Source organism: Fictibacillus macauensis ZFHKF-1, assembly GCF_000269865.1.
Classification (GTDB): Bacteria; Bacillota; Bacilli; order Bacillales; family Fictibacillaceae; genus Fictibacillus_C; species Fictibacillus_C macauensis.
This window is the reverse complement of record NZ_AKKV01000008.1, coordinates 1-20,002: the sequence shown is the minus strand read 5'-3', so window position 1 is coordinate 20,002 and position 20,002 is coordinate 1. Positions and strand designations below refer to the sequence as shown.

Sequence of the window (20,002 nt, the reverse complement as noted above, 5' to 3'; positions counted from 1 at the left end):
GTGCAAGTTAAATGTATACACCCTTTGTCGGTGATTGTTCGGAGGCGAGGTGATCTAATTCTGCTGAACAGTCGAAGGAATCTTCAGCAATGTTGATAGTAAAGTGTACGTTTTATTGTTGTTTACATAGCCTGCTGATAAGGAATGCCCATAGGACTTTTCGGTGAACATAATAGTTTTCGCGGATCTAACATTATGTAGGATGTATGTTTTTACTCGTTCTTCTTGTGTTTGCCAATAGTTTTGTTCGTTGTAGTGTCTAAGTGAAATTGCGATGCCAATTAACCACCATTTCTTTTACATGCACCTTGCTCTCCTTTGCTATAAGGTGAATGACTAGAGAGAATCTTGGTCGAGCTTTTTTAAAATTGCATATTTTTTCGTCATATACCTTACTGCTATAATACATATAACAGGAAAATTGTTTGAAAATTCATTTTTATAGTACGTTAGTAAAATTTATCACTTAAGGGGTTGCTATATGAGTATCGTCGTCGATCCACTTGATTCTATCCGTAATATGCTACGAAAAAATCCAATAGCTAGCGACGAAGATTATTTTCATTTATGCCAACAAGTATACGATAATAGTACCTTGTCACTTGGTGCCGAAATTAAAGGTCATAACGGAAACGTATGGAAAGTGATTGAATGGAAAGATACGTTGAAAGAAGACGGAAAGAATGGTATGCAAGCAATTGCGGTTGTACCGTTAGAAGATTTTGAGCTTGGAAAAACGCAGTATAACACTATAACGTATGTGTTTCGCGGTACCGAGCCGACGCGTCTTGATGGAGACCTTACAGCAGATATTCATCAAATAACAATTGGGCATAATAAGGTACGTCATGAACCACCATCGATGCTTACAAACAAACATGCAAATATAAAAACAAAAGCCCCTCTAGAAACGCAATTCGATGATGCGCTGCAATGGGTCAAGCAGCTGAATGAGGCATATCAGCCGAAATACGTTAGTGTGACAGGCCATAGCCTTGGTGGCGGACTTGCTCAATTTACAGCAGCCGAATTAAATCTCTATGCAACAACGTATGCAGCGCCTAATATCTATCGCTTGCTTAGTAAGGAAGGGAAGCTGCGTGTCAAAAATGGAACGATGCAATCAAAAGTGAAAGATTTTGTTCACAGCAATGATTGGGTCGGTAATTTCGAACAATTCGGTGCGCAGAGTATTGGTAAGCAGTATCACGTAAAAGGAACCGGGAAGTTTGATCCTGTGATGAGTCCTATTGGTTTAGGTGGTCATCCGATGACAAGCTATGCGGGCATGTTTAATAAGGATGGCTCTATTCAATTAAAAATTCAGCCAGAAGAAGTGATGAAAGAAGCAAGGCGGCTCGGAGAAGTGGCGGAGATCCTTTACCGAGTGGAGCAAAACATTCGTTCTTTTCAAAGAGAGCAAGAAGTAGAGGTCACTCGCATCAAAGCAAAATTTCATAGTAAAGCAGGTGGGGGAGAAGAGTATTCCCTTCTTTCACCGAGTGACGTAGATGACATCATAACAGACATGGCGTTGCACCGAAGAGTGGGAATAGATCTGTTTTATGATATTGATCTTGCGCAAGACCTACTTCATTTATTAAAGAAAAATCATGAATCTTTAGGTGAGTTTTCTCTTAAAGTCGAACAAGCGGCACAATCTATGCAAGATAAAGATTTTGATCTGAGTCAAGCATTCAAAGGGATGGTGAAATAAGCGATGGACATTGAGCAAGAGCTTGCAGCTATTGAACGCCGATTAAAAGAAGTACAACATGACTTAGAGAACTTCCAAGGCACAGTGGGTGATGCATTCTATAAAAGCAAAGAGAGTTTGCTACAGCAATTAAGTGCAACAAAAGTAGGGTTGCAAAAAACGTATCAGAGACAGCAGTTAAAATGGGCCATCTCAGGTGAACTTTGGACGATGATTATAGATGGAAAAAAACAATTAAGCGCTAATCGAAATCATTTCATAGATACCATTAACCAACTTCGTCTCATTCAAAAAAACCTAATTGAAAGCTATGAGAGTGAGACGAGTAAACTCATACAGCAACACTTAAAGAAGTATACGAGTGAAATTTATGATGCGGAAGGACAGCATTCGAAGCTTTGGTACAGCTGTGATAAAAAAGGCATCTTTTAGGAAACGATCGAGCATGCACTCGGTCGTTTCCTCATGTCTACTGCTGTTTCTGATACCACATAGCGGCAGCTTGAACCTCAGTTGCTGTTAATTGATGGCCGTGCTGTTCCCAATGAAGGGTAACGTCTGCTTCTGCTGCTTGAAGCAGCGCGTGCAGTTCGAGTGATTCGTCAGGTGTGCAAATCGGGTCATTCGTGCCAGCGCCTATAAAGATGGGCGTGTGCTGTAGGTTTACAAGCTTCCGACCGCGAAAGGGTACCATCGGATGGAACAGCATCGCGCCGCGTAAGGATGGTTGGTAAAGAAAGAGCAGGCTAGCCGCAATATTGGCGCCGTTCGAATACCCGACCGCAAATAGGTTGCGCCGATCGAATTCATACGTAGCAGCAGCTTCATCTAAAAAGGTATGCAATTCTTTCGTGCGAAAAAGAAGATCTTCTTCGTCAAACACACCTTCAGCTAGTCGTTTGAAAAAGCGCGGCATACCATTTTCAAGAATGTTACCGCGCACGCTTAGGACGGCAGCGGCGGGATCGATGGCAGTTGCCAGTGGCAGTAAATCGTGTTCGTTTCCACCGGTACCATGCAGTAAAAGTAACGTTGGTTTGGTTGAATCGATTCCTTTTTTAAAAAGATGCTGCACTATTTTTCACTCCTTGCGTACAGATTCGGCACTGTAATAGGAAGTAGACGTTGCTCAATTTCCGCACGGTGAGGCTCAAATTGTGCCGGAAGCTTAAGATGAGTACCCATCGTTGCTTGCGTTTCATCGTGTGCAAAGCCTGGAGGATCGGTCGCAATTTCAAATAAAATCTCACCGTGCTCTCTAAAGTAAATCGCATTAAAATAATTGCGGTCCTGCACAGATGTTACACGATAGCCGTTCTGTTCAACATGTGTTTTCCAAGCTAACTGATCAGCATCATCACTCGCGCGCCATGCGATATGGTGAACAGTGCCAGCGCCCATTACTCCGCGATTGGTTGCTGTCCGCTTTATATCAATGATGTTTCCGAGATCGGCGGTTGCTTTAAAACGGAGTAGGTCACCGTCTTCTCCCATTCGTTTAAGTCCCATGACGTTTTCTAATAGATACGCGGTATGTTCAGGCTGTGCTGAGAAAAGCGTTGCGCCGCCAAAGCCTTTAATCGCAACGTCTGGCGTGATATCTCCTGCACGCCCCTCATTGAGCTCGCCGCCCTCTCGTTCTACGAGTTCAAGGTGAAGACCATGAGGATCATCAAAGGTAAGGTAACGTTCTTGAAAACGTTCGGTCACTGTAGCGGAAAAGCCAAATGCCTGCAATCGCTCTTCCCAAAATGGGAGTGCGCCAGGAGGCACAACGTAAGAAGTAACACCCACTTGACCGTCGCCAATCACGCCTTGGCGCGCATTTGGCCATGGGAAAAACGTAATAATTGTGCCAGGCTGACCACCCTCATTTCCGAAATAAAGGTGATACGTTCCAGGATCATCGAAGTTTACCGTTTGCTTAACGAGACGTAAACCGAGGACTCCGGCATAAAAATCAACATTTTCCTGAGGATGACCAACGATCGCTGTAATATGGTGAATACCTGCACTTTGTTTTTTCATTTTAAAATTCCTCCTTTTATTTATCTTAAATTCGTATATCTTAAATTTAAGATATTAGACGAAACAGAATTAGTTACTGCTTCTACCGAGTTTTTTCAGTAAGGTAATTGCTTGTTCTTTTTCTTCCGAGTTAAGAGAAGCCGTCAGTTGTTCAATAGCCTCGGCATGGTCTGGGAACACGTGATCCATTAAGGCTGTGCCTTGCTCTGTAATCTCCGCAAAGGTGATGCGGCGATCATCGGCACTTTGGACGCGTTTAATGTAGCCTTTTTTCTCAAGCTTATCGATGTTATACGTAATGCTCCCACTTGTAATTAAAATCTTAGAGCCAATTTGTTGTAACGGGCAGCGGCCTTTATGATACAACAGCTCAAGCACCGTAAATTCCGTTTCCGAAAAATGATGTTGCTTCATATTCTTTACAGCGCCATCCATAATGGCTTTATAGGCTTTTGATAGGACAACGAACAGCTTTAGTGATTGCTCTTGATTGTTCATTTATTTCAACTCCATAGAACGCTTTTAAATAATATCTTAAATTTAAGATAAATATACAGCGGTTGTTATTTATTGTCAAGGTTTTTGTTTTTGGAGTTCATTATGGAAGGCATAGCATAAGAAAAAAGTTCTAATAGGTAGTTATTACTTAAATAATTCATGAAATTCTTGTTCTGATCCAAGATTTTTCATGGGTAGTTCAAGTGTGGAAAGTTCATGTGTAGTAGGAGGTTGAATCCATAAGTCTCCATATTTCTCTGCATACTTTTTAATCGTAAGTGAACGCTGAATAGACGTTGGATCGTAGGAGAATGTGTACTGTGTGGGTGAATCTTTTTTATTTTTAGGATAAAACGTAAAAGACCAATGAAACGTTTGAGAAGTTTGACGATAAAAGGTTTCTTCTATAAGTTTTCCTTTTAGTGTTATCATACTCATTTCGTTCCAGTTCGTTTTCTTAATACCCTCATTGTTTGAACGGACCAATCCATTTTTCGTAATGGCTCGATAATCATTGATTGTATAAAGGTAAGTAACCGAAAATGTAGTTAAAGATAATAAAGTAAGAGTGCCTATGAAATAGTGCATTCCTTTTTTCTTAATCCCTTGAATCGTAAAGTAACAAAAACATACGAGTAATAGGAGAAAGGAATAGTCAAAGACGGACGATAGGAAAGCATCTTGAATGCTAGTATCTACGTATAGCGTAGAGGAAGACGTATGCTTTTGATCTTTTAAATAAAAGAGTGCGGCAACGCCTTTTAAATATAGCGGCACTATGATGGTACCACATAAAAAAATGCGTAATCGATACCAATATAGTGCTTTCAATTTTTTCTTGCTCCAATATAAATGACAGAATCCCGTATAAATCAGAAAGCGAAGTACAATGATTCCTATGTAAGCTAAAAGAGAAAAGCTACGTAAAATTTCAAATGGAAAAGCCGATAGAATGAGAAAAGCTAATAGGAGTTGCTTTGTAATATGCTTGAACATTGGTCTACGCCCCTGGTTAACAGTGATCATGTTACTAACGTATATTCTAGGATATTTGAGTGATGTTTCTAATTTTGTGATTGTCCAGAAATTGAAATGAACTTTTTGACTTAGAGTATGTTTAAGGAGTCTCATGTGCTGGTAACACATGTTCACTGCTCCGTTAATTCGCACAATCAAACAACTCGTAAAATTTTCTTTTCCATTCTACTCCCTCGTCTCCCATAGGGCGTTCTAGGTATTCTAAATCTTCATGTGTTAGCGAATGAGTGGGGAGTGCCAGGTGTTGTTTCACTTCTTTTTTTATGGCTAGCGAGTCAGAAATAGAGTTTTTTGAGTATGTAAACGTAAATGTAAAAGGTTCGGGAATATTTTTGTGTTGAAGGGAAAACGCCCACTCGAAATTAATAGTCCTACTTCTACCGCTACGACTCTCTTTAATGTAACCGAGTAGCTCAGCTTGCTCAAAATCTTTCCAAGGATAGTGTTTAACATGGCCTTGATCAGAAAATACAAGACCACTTTTTTCCACGGCCTGATAATCATCTTTCGTGTAATATCCTACTCCTAACAGTGTTAGAAGAGCAACTAGTGAAATTGGAAAAACATATTTTCGAGCACTTTCTTTTTTAAAACCTACCATCATAAGATAACAAGAAGAGATTAGTAGAGTAATATATGCAATACCTGCAATATTGGAGGACACGCTGCCATTAATGCTGGTATCTAAATAAATGGTGGATGAAGTACGATGAAGATGATCCTTATAGTAAGTAATAGCTGCTATAACACCAAGAATCGCGGGAATAACAAGCCCACTACATAAAAAAATACGCACGCGATGCCAAAAAACGATCTTCATTTTTTTTTTGCCCCAAATGAGGTAACAAGCTCCGATATAGAACATGAAAGCAATTGCTGAAAGTAGAAGGGATGCTACATTGAGAGATTCACCTAAAAAATATACAAATAAAAGCGAAATACCGAACAAGGGATAGCCAATAATTTTTGTAAATGTATTGGGCATGCTATTTTCCTTTCTAGTGTTAAACGTCATTTATTTCCATACTATCACAACAAAACAGGATATATATATCAAAATTTATAGTATATAATTTTTGTTATTAGAATAATTCTTCCAATTGAAGGATGCTCCTAATTACTAATAAGCATGAGACGGATCATCACTATTTAAAATAATAAAAATTCATTCAGCATACAAAAACAGTTTCTATTAAGTGACGAGAACCGCTTTAACGGTAGTTAGTATTCTTCCTCGTTCTCCATCGCTTGGTCACAATATTCTATTGAAAAAAGGTGGTACCACACATGAACATAGCTAAAGTAGCGAGCATCCTAAATCAATGGGGCATCCCAACCCGATGTGGAGAGGATTATTTAGAGCATGTCATAGAAAGTCCTTATGATAATTATGAAAAGCTTCAAAAAAACGGAGGTGTATGGGAATATGGCTATTTTATCGTAGAGCGGAAAAATAAGCCTTATTTCGAAGTGGATCGTACGTTCGAAACCGAAGATGAAGCTGCAAAATGTTACTTGTTTTATTTTTTGTATCGTTACTATCGAGAGAATAAAGTAGAAGTTTTTATCGATAAGCATTGGCTTTTAATGATTGGTAGCGAAAAATTCACAATCCGCAAGCTGATTAAAGCGGCACGCAAGATTGGTATTCCATCCACCCGCTTTATGTACAAGAAGCCACCAACACTAGGTCACCGAAGCATTCTTGTATCAGAAACAGAGAAGAAAAAGTATGAAATTAAAATATATGATAAAGATGGCAGCATAATGTCATGGGAACCAGCGCAAGAATACGCAGATAACTCACTCTATAGCGCGTACGTGTTAATGTATTTACTTCATATTTATGAAGAAGAAGTCGAGGAAAAGTTACTAGCAGAAGGGATTGGGAATGAAATTACCAATCGAGAGATCTTGTTATTTATCAATCATGTTACACCACTTGACTATTAATAAAATAGTATGGGATTAATACTAAAGTACCTTTCCGAGTAATTGGATATTTAGGTAAAATTAGAAGGTAATTAATTATATAGAATAGTAAATAACTTGAAATTCACACTACTATATAGTTGAAAGGAGCATTCCTGTTAGAAGGATTTTCGGGGACTTGAACAAAAAAGAGCCCTCCTGGTATGATACGGGGTGTCAAATCGTCGACGAATTGACCCCTAATTTAGAACCGAGGAGGACTCTATAATGGATTTTAAACAAAATCAAAAAATAAATCAAGTCACCGAAAAAACTCTCGTTGTAGGAATCGATATTGCCAAGCGGACACATTATGCTTGCTTTGTGGATGACCGTGGCCGTGTACTCCAAAAATCATTCTCTGTTTCTCAATCTGGCGATGGATTTGAACGGTTCTATCAACGTGTTCTCGCTGCAATGAAAGAGAACGAAAAAACAGAAGTTATGATTGGGATTGAACCCACAGGTCATGACTGGCTTAATTTGGCCTATTTCCTTGATGAACGTGGCATTCCCCTAGTCATGACGAATCCCATGCATGTCAAGCGATCAAAAGAGTTGGATGACAATCTGCCGACCAAACATGACCGTAAAGATGCCTTGGTAATTGCTCGTCTAGTAAAGGACGGACGCTTTAGTTATCCACGCATTCTCAAAGGGATGGAAGCCGAACTTCGTGCTGGCTCAACATTTCGAAGCAAATTGACGGAGGAATTAGGAGCTGTCAAAAACATGATGATTCGTTGGTTAGATCGCTATTTTCCTGAATTCACTCAGGTGTTCCCTTCATTCGGAAAAATGGCCATGGCGGTTCTTGAATGTACGCCATTCCCGAATGATCTTAATCAAAAACAACCTGAGGAAGTGTTGGCACTTTACCGAGAGGTCGAGGGGCTTAAATCTCCCCAAAGACCGAAAGCAATTCGTCTGATAGAGGTCGCATCTAGCACGATTGGAGTAACAGAAGGACGGGAGATGGCCCGTATTGAAATCGCCACACTCGTTCGCCGTTACCATCAACTAGAAAAAGATATTGAAAACATATCGAACCACTTAGTAGAGCTTGTAAGAACGTCTGTAGAGTACGAATGGCTGTCAACGGTTCCAGGGCTTGGAGATACAACCATCGTTGATCTTTTAGCTGAAATCGGAAGCTTTTCACACTACGATCATCCACGCCAACTCATTAAACTCGCGGGATTAACGTTACGTGAAAATTCCTCCGGTTTGCATAAAGGGCAAAAGCACCTCTCTAAACGCGGTAGAAGAAAGCTACGTGCACTTCTATTTCGGGTGATGATGCCAATGTTTTCGACACAATGAAGCCTTTCAAAAGTTACACGAGTACTACACGACTCGTCAGGTTAACCCATTGCGCAAGAAGCAATCGATCGTGGTTCTATGCAGTAAGCTATTAAAAGTATTACATGGAATCAGCACTAAGCACAAAGCGTTTGACGCACAGCGAATGATGAGGGATATGCCTATTCTCGCAGAGGCTGCATAAGACCCTACATCCCCTTTTATAAACCTAGACAACAGGATGACACGGAGAAGCTGGCACTATTTTATCCATTCGACCTAGAGTCCCTAAAGGAGCTTCGCTAGCCTCTGCCTTATGACTAGACCGAACGAAGGAATGTAGGCACACTGATGCCCAGAGACATGGGAGGGTACGTCATCATAAGTTACGCAGAGATCCATTGTGCATCGCATATCGGACCCTCACTACAACCATAAATACCCAGTAGTGACCGCGAAGCGTAACCATGTACTGTTAGAAAATATCATATTTAAGAAATGCTGTTAGGACATCGTGTCGAAAAATATTTTTTGACACTCTGACAACGGCTAAAACCGTTGATATACCAATGTTTATAGAGGGAGTGACTATATTGTTTCTTTTATTTAATACACCTACAGAGAAAAAAAGGGACGAATACAAAGAATTAAAGGAAAGATTAGAATCTTCAATGGAAGATTTTAATGAATATGCTGTGAACGTGGCTAGTAAGTTGGAAGAGTATGGAGCTGCAGTCCCCCATTTATCTACAACTGAAATTCCAGCTTATGAATTTGAGCCAGTAAGGAAAGAACATACAGCTAAGTTACTAGAGTTTTTTGGAAACCAGAGTGAGGCAAAGAAAAAGCTTGTAACGGCTATTAGTCAAGCAGAGGAACGTTATAAATATTATTCTAACATGGCTGAAGAGGAAGAGGCAGCTGTAAAAGAAAAATTGAAGAATGAAGTTGATAAGATTGAAGATTATGCTGGAGCAGCATGGAATGGTGTAAAGAAAAAAATAGGACTATAAAGAGGATTGAAAAATGGAAAATCTTAAAATAGATAATAGCAAATTAATTGAAGCATGGGCCGCCGCTGGGGCATTAGAAAAGTCATTAACGGCTTCGTATGAGGAATGCGATCAGTTACTTAGTTATTTAAATGATGCAACTTGGAGTGGTAAATCTAGGGATGCATTTGTTTCCTTTATAGAAATTATTAAAAAGTATCATAAGTCTCTTAAAGATGCTTCGCATCTTAATACAGTTGCTCTAGAGCAACTAAAGGAAAGTATCGATAACTATTCACAATATAAAGAAGTTGTAGAGGTTAAAAATCTATGACAATCAATAATAATTACTTTAGTGCTCCAGAACTATATTTAATAGCTGGGGCATTAGGTTTGGAATATGTGTTCGGCTTACCTGATAAAGAAATTTTTCAATTTCAAGGAGAACAAACATTTAAAAATGCTCATGAACAGTTAAAAGAAAAGCGCATTCTTAATTTAGCGGGCAATATTACAAGTGGTGGGGCAGCTGTTATTCAAGCTGTTGAAATTTATACATTGAGTGAAAAGTACGTACGCTTAAATAATTCGATTTTTGCATTTAAAGAGAAAAAACATAATGAAGTAGTGTGTCTAGTTGAATCAAAAGAGGGATATCAACTACATATTTATTCAAAGATGGATTTGTTGAAAATTCTTATGAATAACATTCCAATTATGTCAAGAGAACCTCTGCCAGATGAAAAAAATTATCTTAAAAAAGAACTTAGTCTAGATGAAAGAGAGACAGTTAAAGGTATGCAAGGTGTTGCACCTTTAAATTTAGAATGGGTTCATGTGAAAAATGAACCCGCAATAACTACAAATGCACAATTTTATCAACAGTGGGTCATATTTAATTATGAAGAAAAATTGATTATGATGGATGCTATAAATAAAAAATATTATCAAGCTAGTCAGTATTGGTTTTTAAAGATTCTATTTGATGAATTGGATTTTCCATACAAGGAGGGAATATGATTTGGAAACTAGTTTGGGAGAAAGTCAGTATAGTAGTTTTGTAATTGATATAAAGACAGAAGAAATGTTGACAATAATACAACATTTAAGAAAGATTGCAAATGAGCTAATGACTAATGCGAATCCCTGTTTAGAAATCTTGGCTCATACTAACTTCTATCATGAAGGAGCTGCTAAGAGTACAATGAAAGCCTACAACAGTGCTATAAGTAAAATGAATGAACTTTTAAAAGTATATAGCCATGCAGGTCAATTAATGGATTACTATGTACAAAAAATGATAGATAAAGATGAAGAGCTTGCTAAAATATTTAATGGGCATTCAAAGGATTAAATTATGAATATAGATTATAAAGATAAACAATGGAGAACGATGAGTAATGCTATTGGTGAGCTTGGTGGAGGATGGCCAAGAGGCTCGGGGATTATAAAAGATCTCCTTGATATAGAGAAGGTTTTAGAAGGTGTTAAAAGCGACATTTCTGAATTAGATAGTGATCAAGTTATGGCATATAGTTATGAAGGACAAGAAGCTAAAATTCAACAAGAGACCTCTAAAATTCATGTGTTATATCAGTTTTCTAGTGAAATTGGTAATGTGCTTGATAATAAGATAGATAATCCTTTCTATGAAAGTATGGATAAGTTTGTTGAGGCTATGAGAGATAATAACATCAATAACTTTTCCACTAAAAATCGAATAGGAGCAAAAGGAAAGCATTATACGAATAAAGATTCTGTAGAAATGGAATATGAAAAAGAAGAAATCAATCTTAATGATTTGTTTAATGGTGATAATTACTATTCTCAAGAAATGCAATCAAGGTATAGTATCTATAAGTCATTTAATAAAGATAGTAAAGAAACTCTTGCTCAATTTAAAGAACGATATTTAAATTCTTCTGCATTTCAATACAACTCAATAAATGATGGGCTTCGTCAAAAAGAGTTTTGGGCTAATTTGGCAATTGGAGCAACAGCTATAGGTATTGGGATATTTTGTCCGCCAGCTGGTGCGTTTCTTGGAACAGCAGCAAGTGCCGCTGAAGTTGGTTCTGGTTTAGTAGGTGATAACTGGATAACGGGACGTGAATTAACAGGAGAAGAGAGAAAAGAAGCAGTAGTAACAGGAATAGTGGGAATGACTGTTGGAGGAAGCTACGAAGCTTTAAGACTTACTCAACTTAAACAGCTAGCAAAGGCAAGACAAGCTATTAGATTAGAGAGAGAAGCTTGGAATGAGTTAAGCCCAGTTGAACAAGAAAAACTATTGAATTGGAATAAAAATTTTCGTCCTACCGCAATTAAATATTTAAAGGGGAAAATTACTTTTGATGATCTACGTTTTTATAATCAACAAACAGGGGCTATAGAGTGGCCTATTGAGGATGGTTTTACAAAATATAGAGAACTTATAATGTTAAAAAGAGGGACCATTGTAGATAGGTATGGAGATACAGGAGGTAGTTATTTTTCACCAGTCGGAACACCATACGAACAAAGGGCCTTAGCTTTACATAGTGATGATGCACCTTATCATAAATATGTAGTTAACCACCCCTTTAAGGTAGAGTCAGGGAAAGCGGCACCATGGTTTAATCGACCTGGAGGGGGTACACAGTATTACACTGGAAACATTACTATTAGGGTGACTATTAAGGGCAAGGAAATCGTCTTAAAGAATCCCAATGTTGAAAAGTTGCTTAAATATAAAATTTTAGTAAAAAAAAGGTGGTATCACAGATGAACATAGCCGAAACAGCCCGCATCCTAAACCAATGGGGGATCCCAACTCGATGTGAAAAGGATTATTTAGAGCAAGTAAAAGAAAGTCCTTATGATAATTTTTTAAGGTTACAACAAAACGGAGATAAATGGGAATTGGGTTATTTTATCGTTGAACGACAAAATAATCCGTATTTTGAGACAGATCGATCATTTGAAACCGAAGATGAGGCTGCAAGGGGTTACCTATTTGATCAATTGTATTGGTATTATTTCCAATATAAAGTGGAAGCTTTCATGTTAAAGCACTGGCTATTATCCATTGGAGAAGATAAATTTTCAATTCGTAAACTATTAAAAGCTGCGCGCAAAATCGGTGTTCCTTCTACTCGTTTTATGTATAATAAGCCACCAACGCTAGGTCACCGTAGTATCCTCGTATCAGAAATAGAGCGGAAGAAGTATGAAATTAAAGTATATGATCGAGATGGCAAGATCATTGCGTGGGAACCGGCGGAAGAGTACGCAGAGCAATCACTCTATAGTGCATACGTGCTAATGTACTTACTCCATATTTATGAGGAAGAAGTCGAGGAAATCTTACTAGCAGAAGGGATTGGGAATGAAATCACCAATCGTGAAATCTTATTATTTATCAATCACAATACCATTTACGAATATTAATACTCAAGTTTTTTAGAGGGCTACTATGGTAATCCTCTCCGTTATCCAAGTTAATCCACTCTGAAAAAAGATAACAAAGTTTAAAATAGTTACGCCCAAGCCTAGAACAAGTATTTAATTAATCCGACTGATTAGAATGTTTTCATAGATGAGGATGCCTTTAAAATGAAAGGGGTCATTTGGTTTTTACAGTATAATATACATAAGAATGGAAGAATAGATAGAAAATACTCAAAAAAGAGGTTTATTTTTTGAAACTAACTTCTGAGAAATTTCCCACCTCACAAAAGTCCCTTACATGGAAGCAAGTAATCGTTACAATAGTAGTGATTTTTGGATGTTTGACTATAGGGGGATTCTTTTATAATCATTCAAGAGAAAAAATTGTTACTTTTTACTCGTTCTCTTGTCATTCCTATTGTACTGCACGGAGCGTGGAATATCTTTGCAGCTTTTTATTTCAACATTATTTAAAACAGCTTTTTTAAATTTTTTTATCTTTGTAGATCGGTATGGGGAGCGGGGAGTTATTACCTTTCACTAGTAGGAATGTCGTCCTCCATATTTGAAAAAGAAGTCGATCGGCAGAAGGGATTGAAATAAATTTACTAACCGCGAGATTTTGTTATTTATTAACCATACTACAACACTCGACTATTAATCATTGTTTTACGCTAGAAGGCTACTATTATGGTAGCCTTCTTTTTAATATATTAAGCATCAAGACCAAACATCAAGAACTATTAAACCCTTAAAATGGTACAATTGGTATATTATTGTTAAAAAAGAGGGGGTATTATACTGTCATCATTTAAGAAGATAAAACGCATTCCTATTAGAGCATACTGGGATCTTCTTTATACTTATTTTAAACCGTATAGGAGAGGTTTTTTCTTACTCTCTTTGTTTCTGCTAAGTGCGATTGCGCTGCAACTCGTGAATCCTTTTATTATGCGTAGATTTATTAATCAGGCGCTCGAAGGAAAAGCGGTGAGTGATCTATATGTTTGGGCTGTATTGTTTATGGTTGTTTCTTTAGCTACGCAAGGATTGCTAATTGCGGTGCAATATTTTGGCGAGTCGGTTGGTTGGGGAGCTACGAATCGTTTGCGCATTACGTTATTGCGCCATTTCTTTTCGCTAGATTTAGCGCAGCGGAAGAAATATAGCACGGGTGAGCTAATTGAACGCATTGATGGTGACCTGAATGCGCTGCAAAATTTCTTTTCGCAGTTTGTTATTAAGCTGGTCGGTAATGCATTGTTAATGATTGGTATATTAGTTGCTTTATTTATGATTGATTGGCGAATTGGCAGTGGTCTGACGATATTTACAATTGGGGCATTATTTATGATTGATCGGATTCGTGCAAGCGCCATTCCTTATGCAAATCAGGCGCGCCAAATTAACGGTCAATTTTATGGCTTTATCACAGAACGGCTTCAAGGTGCGGATGAGATTCGGTCGAATGGAGCTTCACGTTATACGCTGAAACAGTTTATACAATGGATTGCAAAATATTATCCAGCATTAAAACGGGCCGAAATTCGTAATTACTCGATGTGGATGACGTCAATTGCGGTCTTTACGATTGGTAATATCTTTTCGTTAAGTATCGGTGCTTATTTGTACAAGTCAGGGGCTATTTCGCTCGGTAGTGTATTTTTAATTGTGCAGTTTACAGAACTGATGATGGTCCCGATAGAGCAAATACGAAGAGAAATGGAAGATTTACAAAAAGCAGATGCTAGTATCCTACGCATTCAAGAGCTTTTAGCACATAAAAGCTCTCAGCCTTCCGTGTCTACGAAACCTTTTCCAGAAGGTCCTTGTGACATTGTATTTAAAAATGTCTCTCTCTACTATAATGAACAGACGCCTGCACTTCGTGATGTGTCTTTTGCTGTAAAAAGAAACACTACTCTCGCCATTATTGGGCAGTCGGGGAGTGGCAAAACAACGCTTACGAATGTACTCTTACGTTTTTACTTACCAACAGCGGGTTCAATATGTATTAACGAAACAAATATAGAGTCGTTTGCGCTTCAAGACATGCGCGAGAAGATTGGCATTGTGACGCAAGATGTTCATTTATTTGCCGGCACGCTGCGTGAAAATCTTACCTTCTATAATTCAAGTATTACAGATGAAGATTTGATCGAGACGATGACAGCGTTACGCGTATTACCATGGTTCCACGGATTAACGAATGGATTAGATACGACCATCGAAGGATTAGGTCGTAACGTTTCAGCAGGTGAAGCGCAATTAATCGCGATGATTCGTGTGTTTTTGAAACGGCCTGAAATCATTGTTCTTGATGAAGCAACGGCACGCATGGACCCGGAAACAGAACACATTGTTAAGCAAGCCATTCAGGCGCTCGTTAGCGAACGAACGTGCCTCATCATTGCTCATCGCCTTGAAACGATTCAACATGCCGATGCTATATTGATCTTGGAAAGTGGCAAAGTGGTCGAGTATGGAGCGTTTCAAGCACTAGCAGCAGATTGTTCTTCTATGCTTACAGATTTACTACAAAAAGGAGGCGTCTCTCTTGAAAACGTATAAGTATATCTATCAACTGATGGCGTACCGTCCTTTTCTCTACGCATTAAATGGACTCTTATGGTTATTGATTCATCTGTTACCGTTATTGCCAGGCATCATTTTGCAGTCCTTTTTTGACCAACTCTCTGGTCATTCATCTACAGTAATTAGTACGACGGGCCTTTTAGCGCTTCTAGCTGCAATTGCACTTTCTAGAATTGTCATCATCTATTTTGGCGGATTAACCGATATTTTGCATCGCTTTAGTATTAGTACCATCATTAGGCGAAATCTGTTTGCACATCTTTTACATAAGCCGTCTGCTACTACACAAGCAGGTGAAGTCATTATTCATTTTCGTGAAGATGCAGAGCAAGCAGAGAGTGCTGTCAGTTGGGTACTTGATGTCATCGGAAAATTTCTCTTTGCGATTGGAGCCTTTGTTGTTTTGCTGAATATTAGTGTCAGCATGACCCTGCTTGTTTTTATACCGCTAGTGGTCATCGTTATGATTGCAAATAAGGTAAGTTACAAAGTAGAAGAAAATAGGGAACGCAGTAAAGAAGCTTCAACCGCCGTCGCGAATACGATTGGTGAATTTACATCGATTGCCCAAAGTGTTAATTTAGCGAACGCTGAACCTTATGTTATTGAAAAAATAACAGCACTAAATGAACAGAGAAAGCAACGAATGCTGAAAGACCGTGTGTTAACACAAGCGCTAGATGCGATTTTTAGTAATACGGTCAGTCTAGGAACAGGTCTTATTTTACTGTTGGCAGCTTCCGCTATTCGTAACGGAACGTTTACAATCGGTGATTTGTCATTATTCATTTATTATTTAGCATTTATTACTGAGTTTACAGATTTCTTTGGCATGTTTTTAGCGCATTATCGCCAAACTGCTGTCTCTTTTTCGCGCATGGAAAAATTGTTTCAAAAGGGGATGGAGAAGGAGCTAGTAGAGCATCATTCGCTATCTGAACTGCCAGCAGAACAAAAGAGAGAGGTAGAGCCACTAGAAACGCTCACGCTTCACAATCTTTCATATGTCTATCCTGGCACAGAAAAGGGATTTCGTAACATTGAGTTAACGATTGACCGCGGCTCATTAACGGTTATTACGGGTGTAATTGGTTCTGGAAAATCAACGTTATTAAAAGCGCTAGCAGGCGTCTTACCTTATGAAGGGGAAATACGTTGGAATGGACGTGCTGTAACAGACGCTTCCGCATTCTTTACGCCGCCAGCGAGTGCATACACACCACAAATTCCGACGGTTTTTCAGCAATCACTTCAGGAAAACATTCAGTTAGGTGTATATGAAGAAGAGAACACACTTGATCGTTCCCTTCATATAGCGGTGCTGCAGGATGATGTTCATAGGAAAGGTACGCAACTTTCCGGTGGTCAAAAGCAACGTACCGCGATTGCCCGCATGTTTGCACGAGAAGCCGAGCTGTATTTAATGGATGATATAGGAAGTGCTTTAGATATTGAAACAGAACAAAAGATGTGGGAGCGCATTGCTCATGAATTTCTTCATAAGAAAACCATGATTATTGCTTCTCATAGCCAAGAATGCTTAAGGCGAGCGGACCAAATTGTTGTGATGAAGGATGGACAGATTGTAGACATTATAAAGCAGTAATCCCTTGGTCATGTTTCCGGTTATTTCGACAACTTGTGCAGGAACTTTACTAGTTCTATAGAACTAGTAAAGTTGTGCTAGTAGTGAAGAACTGGAGGATGTAACATGAAAAGAATGAAGTATGCCGTAGCATTTATGTGTCTTCTTTTGTTTGCTGTTACGGGGGACGTTTATGCAGTTGGAACGAAAGAAGAGGTGAAGCATAACGCGCCTCTTCTTTCCTATGAGCAAGCAGTGAATAGAGCAGCAGCGCTTACGGGTGAAAAGGTGGCTACAATTAAAAAGAAACATCCTAACAATCACCGTACGTCTTGTTATTGGATGGAGCTTTCAACTAAACTAAAAGGCACTTCTGCCTCGGTCGTACTCTTGCCGCAAGTATGTAAAAAGGGCGATGTATTGTCCATTCAAACAACACGTGATCCCTTGGCGCTAACCATTACAGGTAACAAAGCATTTGAAGGCACCGTTGCGGTCGATCTTGAGCCCTCCGGCTATTATTTTGTCGTGAACGGTAATTTTTATCAAGAAGCAAACGTGATGAAACACCATGTAAAAAAGGTACAAAAAGGTCATTACAAAGCGACGCTCCTCGTGTCTCCACGAGCACAGTACGCATCATCGTATTATAGTGGCCTGCACTATAAAAGAATAATTCAATAATAAAGAGGGTACCCACGCTAGCACATAGGGTTACCCTTTTAAAGAGAGAACAGGCATGATGGTCAAAATGGAATAAAGCACAAGCTTCCTCTCGCTCTATTTGTTATTCTATTAAATGGAAGGCTCTCTTTGGACGAGCTTTGGCAGTCCTTTAACGACGATTGTAAGTTTGCTTGTAGGTGCAATCGTTCGGGTCGGGCGTTAGAAGAGCTTCTACATACCGCCTAAGAAAAATACCCACCCGTCGGTACAGCAGCGGGTGGATGTTTACATTAATTTTCTACTTTTTCCCCAAAAGCCTCAGGAATCATCGTAAAGCCTTCAATGACCGTATCTTCTTCTACTTCTACCATTAAATAGCGTTTACCGCTTAAACTGACTTGTTTTACGTAGCGTAAGTCTTGCGGGCTAATGGAAATGGTCGCAAGCTTGGTTGTAATTTTAATTGATTTCGACGTGTATTTCGGAACGATGCTATTTGCTTTAATTTCGTACTTCTCATCATCAATGATTTGTTTAAAAGCTTCTTGTACTTTTTCAGTTGTCACATGTTCGACGCCACTCGTTGTTAACACGCGCTCCACGTCTTTCACATCAAGCGTCGGTGCTTCGTCTTCTTCATTTTCTACGATCATACGATTGATTTCTTCATAGACATTGGACAGAGTGGACGTATTTAACTGGTCGTTCGTCACGTCTTTAATAATTTCTTCAAAAACGAATTTATCATCTTTTGCTGTCATCGTTTCTTCGCTATTTAATACGTGTTCAATAAAGTCATGATCGGGTTCATGCACTTTACCAGAAGCGTAGAGAATATGATTCACATCCGCTGCGCTGTCGGTGAAACAAGGGAACAAAAACCCTCCAATCGGTGCTTGCAAATTAATAATCGGATCGACGGCAAAATTGTATTTAAATTCTTTTTCCACATAATCAAAGAGCAACTCTTTCTTCGCTTCTTGGGTCGTGTTAATGCTACATAATATGAACGGATGAGAGTAGACCGCATCCCGCGAACTGTCCTCGCCGTCTTGTTGCCTGCGCTTCGTAGATTTATAGTACTCACCCCGAATAAACGTAATAACAACATCCATTTCGTATTGTGAATGAGCTAGCATTTTTTCTACCATGCGTAGCATGTGCATTTGCCAATCTTCTGTTTGCGTGGCTAGCAGTCCTTGATGAAGAATAAGCTGTGAGCTGTTTCCGACGTTTTTTTTGAATGTAAGTTCAAATAACTTCTCGTCGATATTACCACCGAGAACTTTTTTAAAGTTTGTTAAAAAAAGCTCCTGCTGCTCCCGTTCAAGCAAATCAAAGGGCTGATTTTGATAATGATAAATGTCACTAGACTCTCTCATGATGTATACATTGAAAATACTCCCTATCTTTAAGGAAGCATTATCTACTTTAAATTGCCGACGAATGGTTGCCACGTCTTTTTTATTCATAGGATCCCCCTCATTTTGATCATTACATCTAGTTTAACCTATCGGGAAGGAGGCGTGCTATTTTTGGAGCCTAGAAAATAAGGAATTGCGGGACATATGTCTTCTTTTTAAAAAGAGGAAAATCCTGTATTACATCTTTTATTTCTTTCGTTTTTACCGTACGATAAAGAGACAAGAGAAGCGAGAGAAGGAATGCGAGTGAAGTTTAGAGAGTTTCATCCAAATATAAAAATTAGACTTGGCGAAACATTTGTCAGTCGTTTAGTAGGAAGTATGATTTTCCCTTTCATGACGTTATACTTAGCCTATCATTTTGGAGCTAAGCTAACAGGCATACTACTCATAATTAATGTTTTTATTGGTATTGCTTGTAGTTTTGTAGGCGGTTATTTGGCTGATCACTATGGACGACGCAACATTATGATCGTCTCAGAATGTGTACGAGCCGTAGCCTTTCTTATAATGGCGCTTAGTAATTCTCCGTGGTTTGAGTCTCCGGTGTTAACCTTTTTAATGATGACCGTTAATACCATTTGTTTTGGTTTTGGAACCCCAGCTACGCAAGCAATGTTAATTGACGTTAGTACGCAAAACGAAAGAAAGCTTATGTACACCATTAGCTATTGGGCAAGCAATTTTGCCAATGCAGTCGGTGGCATCTTAGGTGCTTTCTTGTTTAACAGAATTCCGAAAGAAGTCTCCCTCTTCA

At 38.8% G+C, this 20,002-nt stretch carries 20 protein-coding genes and 1 pseudogene; 14 read left to right on the top strand and 7 right to left on the bottom strand.

The features are described from left to right. Nucleotides 1-54 precede the first annotated feature (54 nt). On the bottom strand, nt 55-270 hold the full coding sequence (locus A374_RS21380; protein WP_420794939.1) for a DUF1433 domain-containing protein: 216 nt from the start codon (nt 268-270) through the stop codon (nt 55-57). Between the two features lie 211 nt (nt 271-481). Here A374_RS21380 and A374_RS01250 point away from each other — a divergent pair, with 211 nt between their 5' ends. Both A374_RS01250 and A374_RS01245 read left to right on the top strand, forming a co-directional pair. Further along, nucleotides 482-1,717: a lipase family protein gene (locus A374_RS01250; protein WP_007200350.1), complete on the top strand. Its 1,236-nt coding sequence runs from the start codon at nt 482-484 to the stop codon at nt 1,715-1,717. 3 nt (nt 1,718-1,720) lie between these two features. Then, nucleotides 1,721-2,149: a hypothetical protein gene (locus A374_RS01245; RefSeq protein WP_007200349.1), complete on the top strand. Its 429-nt coding sequence runs from the start codon at nt 1,721-1,723 to the stop codon at nt 2,147-2,149. 37 nt (nt 2,150-2,186) lie between these two features. Here A374_RS01245 and A374_RS01240 read toward each other — a convergent pair whose 3' ends face one another. The 5 genes from A374_RS01240 to A374_RS01220 form a co-directional block, all read right to left on the bottom strand. After that, complete coding sequence (locus A374_RS01240) at nt 2,187-2,792, bottom strand: alpha/beta hydrolase (RefSeq protein WP_007200348.1); 606 nt, start codon at nt 2,790-2,792, stop codon at nt 2,187-2,189. Continuing rightward, nucleotides 2,792-3,745 carry a ring-cleaving dioxygenase gene (locus tag A374_RS01235; RefSeq protein ID WP_007200347.1) on the bottom strand — a complete coding sequence of 318 codons (954 nt, stop codon included), beginning with the start codon at nt 3,743-3,745 and terminating at the stop codon, nt 2,792-2,794. Before A374_RS01235 ends, A374_RS01240 begins: the two co-directional genes overlap by 1 nt. Nucleotides 3,746-3,814: 69 nt before the next feature. Next, nucleotides 3,815-4,243: a MarR family winged helix-turn-helix transcriptional regulator gene (locus A374_RS01230; protein ID WP_007200346.1), complete on the bottom strand. Its 429-nt coding sequence runs from the start codon at nt 4,241-4,243 to the stop codon at nt 3,815-3,817. A 144-nt stretch (nt 4,244-4,387) separates the two neighbouring features. Then, nucleotides 4,388-5,239 carry a hypothetical protein gene (locus A374_RS01225; RefSeq protein WP_007200345.1) on the bottom strand — a complete coding sequence of 284 codons (852 nt, stop codon included), beginning with the start codon at nt 5,237-5,239 and terminating at the stop codon, nt 4,388-4,390. A 163-nt stretch (nt 5,240-5,402) separates the two neighbouring features. Beyond that, nucleotides 5,403-6,266: a hypothetical protein gene (locus A374_RS01220; RefSeq protein WP_007200344.1), complete on the bottom strand. Its 864-nt coding sequence runs from the start codon at nt 6,264-6,266 to the stop codon at nt 5,403-5,405. Between the two features lie 302 nt (nt 6,267-6,568). Here A374_RS01220 and A374_RS01215 point away from each other — a divergent pair, with 302 nt between their 5' ends. The 11 genes and pseudogenes from A374_RS01215 (at nt 6,569) to A374_RS01165 (ending at nt 17,839) form a co-directional block, all read left to right on the top strand. After that, the gene (locus A374_RS01215) at nt 6,569-7,234 is read left to right on the top strand and encodes a hypothetical protein (protein ID WP_007200343.1); all 666 of its coding nucleotides are present in this window, start codon (nt 6,569-6,571) and stop codon (nt 7,232-7,234) included. A 246-nt stretch (nt 7,235-7,480) separates the two neighbouring features. Continuing rightward, nucleotides 7,481-8,759, top strand: a pseudogene (locus A374_RS01210) (IS110 family RNA-guided transposase). 388 nt (nt 8,760-9,147) lie between these two features. Further along, a complete protein-coding gene (locus tag A374_RS01205; protein WP_007200341.1) occupies nt 9,148-9,567 on the top strand; it encodes a hypothetical protein in 420 nt (139 codons plus the stop codon). 13 nt (nt 9,568-9,580) lie between these two features. After that, nucleotides 9,581-9,880, top strand: a complete 300-nt coding sequence (locus tag A374_RS01200; RefSeq protein ID WP_007200340.1) for a WXG100 family type VII secretion target — start codon at nt 9,581-9,583, stop codon at nt 9,878-9,880. Beyond that, nucleotides 9,877-10,566, top strand: coding sequence for a DUF5081 family protein (locus A374_RS01195; RefSeq protein WP_007200339.1), 690 nt, complete (start codon nt 9,877-9,879; stop codon nt 10,564-10,566). The genes A374_RS01200 and A374_RS01195 overlap by 4 nt, the downstream gene beginning before the upstream one ends. A gap of 1 nt (nt 10,567) precedes the next feature. Further along, on the top strand, nt 10,568-10,900 hold the full coding sequence (locus A374_RS01190; RefSeq protein ID WP_007200338.1) for a hypothetical protein: 333 nt from the start codon (nt 10,568-10,570) through the stop codon (nt 10,898-10,900). A gap of 3 nt (nt 10,901-10,903) precedes the next feature. Further along, complete coding sequence (locus A374_RS01185) at nt 10,904-12,313, top strand: TNT domain-containing protein (protein WP_007200337.1); 1,410 nt, start codon at nt 10,904-10,906, stop codon at nt 12,311-12,313. Then, on the top strand, nt 12,310-12,975 hold the full coding sequence (locus A374_RS01180; protein ID WP_007200336.1) for a hypothetical protein: 666 nt from the start codon (nt 12,310-12,312) through the stop codon (nt 12,973-12,975). Before A374_RS01185 ends, A374_RS01180 begins: the two co-directional genes overlap by 4 nt. A gap of 903 nt (nt 12,976-13,878) precedes the next feature. Beyond that, complete coding sequence (locus A374_RS01175; protein ID WP_007200335.1) at nt 13,879-15,546, top strand: ABC transporter ATP-binding protein; 1,668 nt, start codon at nt 13,879-13,881, stop codon at nt 15,544-15,546. Further along, a complete protein-coding gene (locus A374_RS01170; RefSeq protein WP_007200334.1) occupies nt 15,533-17,176 on the top strand; it encodes an ATP-binding cassette domain-containing protein in 1,644 nt (547 codons plus the stop codon). Before A374_RS01175 ends, A374_RS01170 begins: the two co-directional genes overlap by 14 nt. Nucleotides 17,177-17,281: 105 nt before the next feature. Further along, the gene (locus A374_RS01165; RefSeq protein ID WP_007200333.1) at nt 17,282-17,839 is read left to right on the top strand and encodes a hypothetical protein; all 558 of its coding nucleotides are present in this window, start codon (nt 17,282-17,284) and stop codon (nt 17,837-17,839) included. A gap of 272 nt (nt 17,840-18,111) precedes the next feature. Here A374_RS01165 and A374_RS01160 read toward each other — a convergent pair whose 3' ends face one another. Beyond that, nucleotides 18,112-19,293 carry a DUF4317 domain-containing protein gene (locus A374_RS01160; protein WP_007200332.1) on the bottom strand — a complete coding sequence of 394 codons (1,182 nt, stop codon included), beginning with the start codon at nt 19,291-19,293 and terminating at the stop codon, nt 18,112-18,114. Nucleotides 19,294-19,491: 198 nt separating this feature from the next. Here A374_RS01160 and A374_RS01155 point away from each other — a divergent pair. Then, nucleotides 19,492-20,002 (top strand): MFS transporter (locus tag A374_RS01155; RefSeq protein WP_007200331.1); only part of this gene is annotated, 511 nt, incomplete at its 3' end.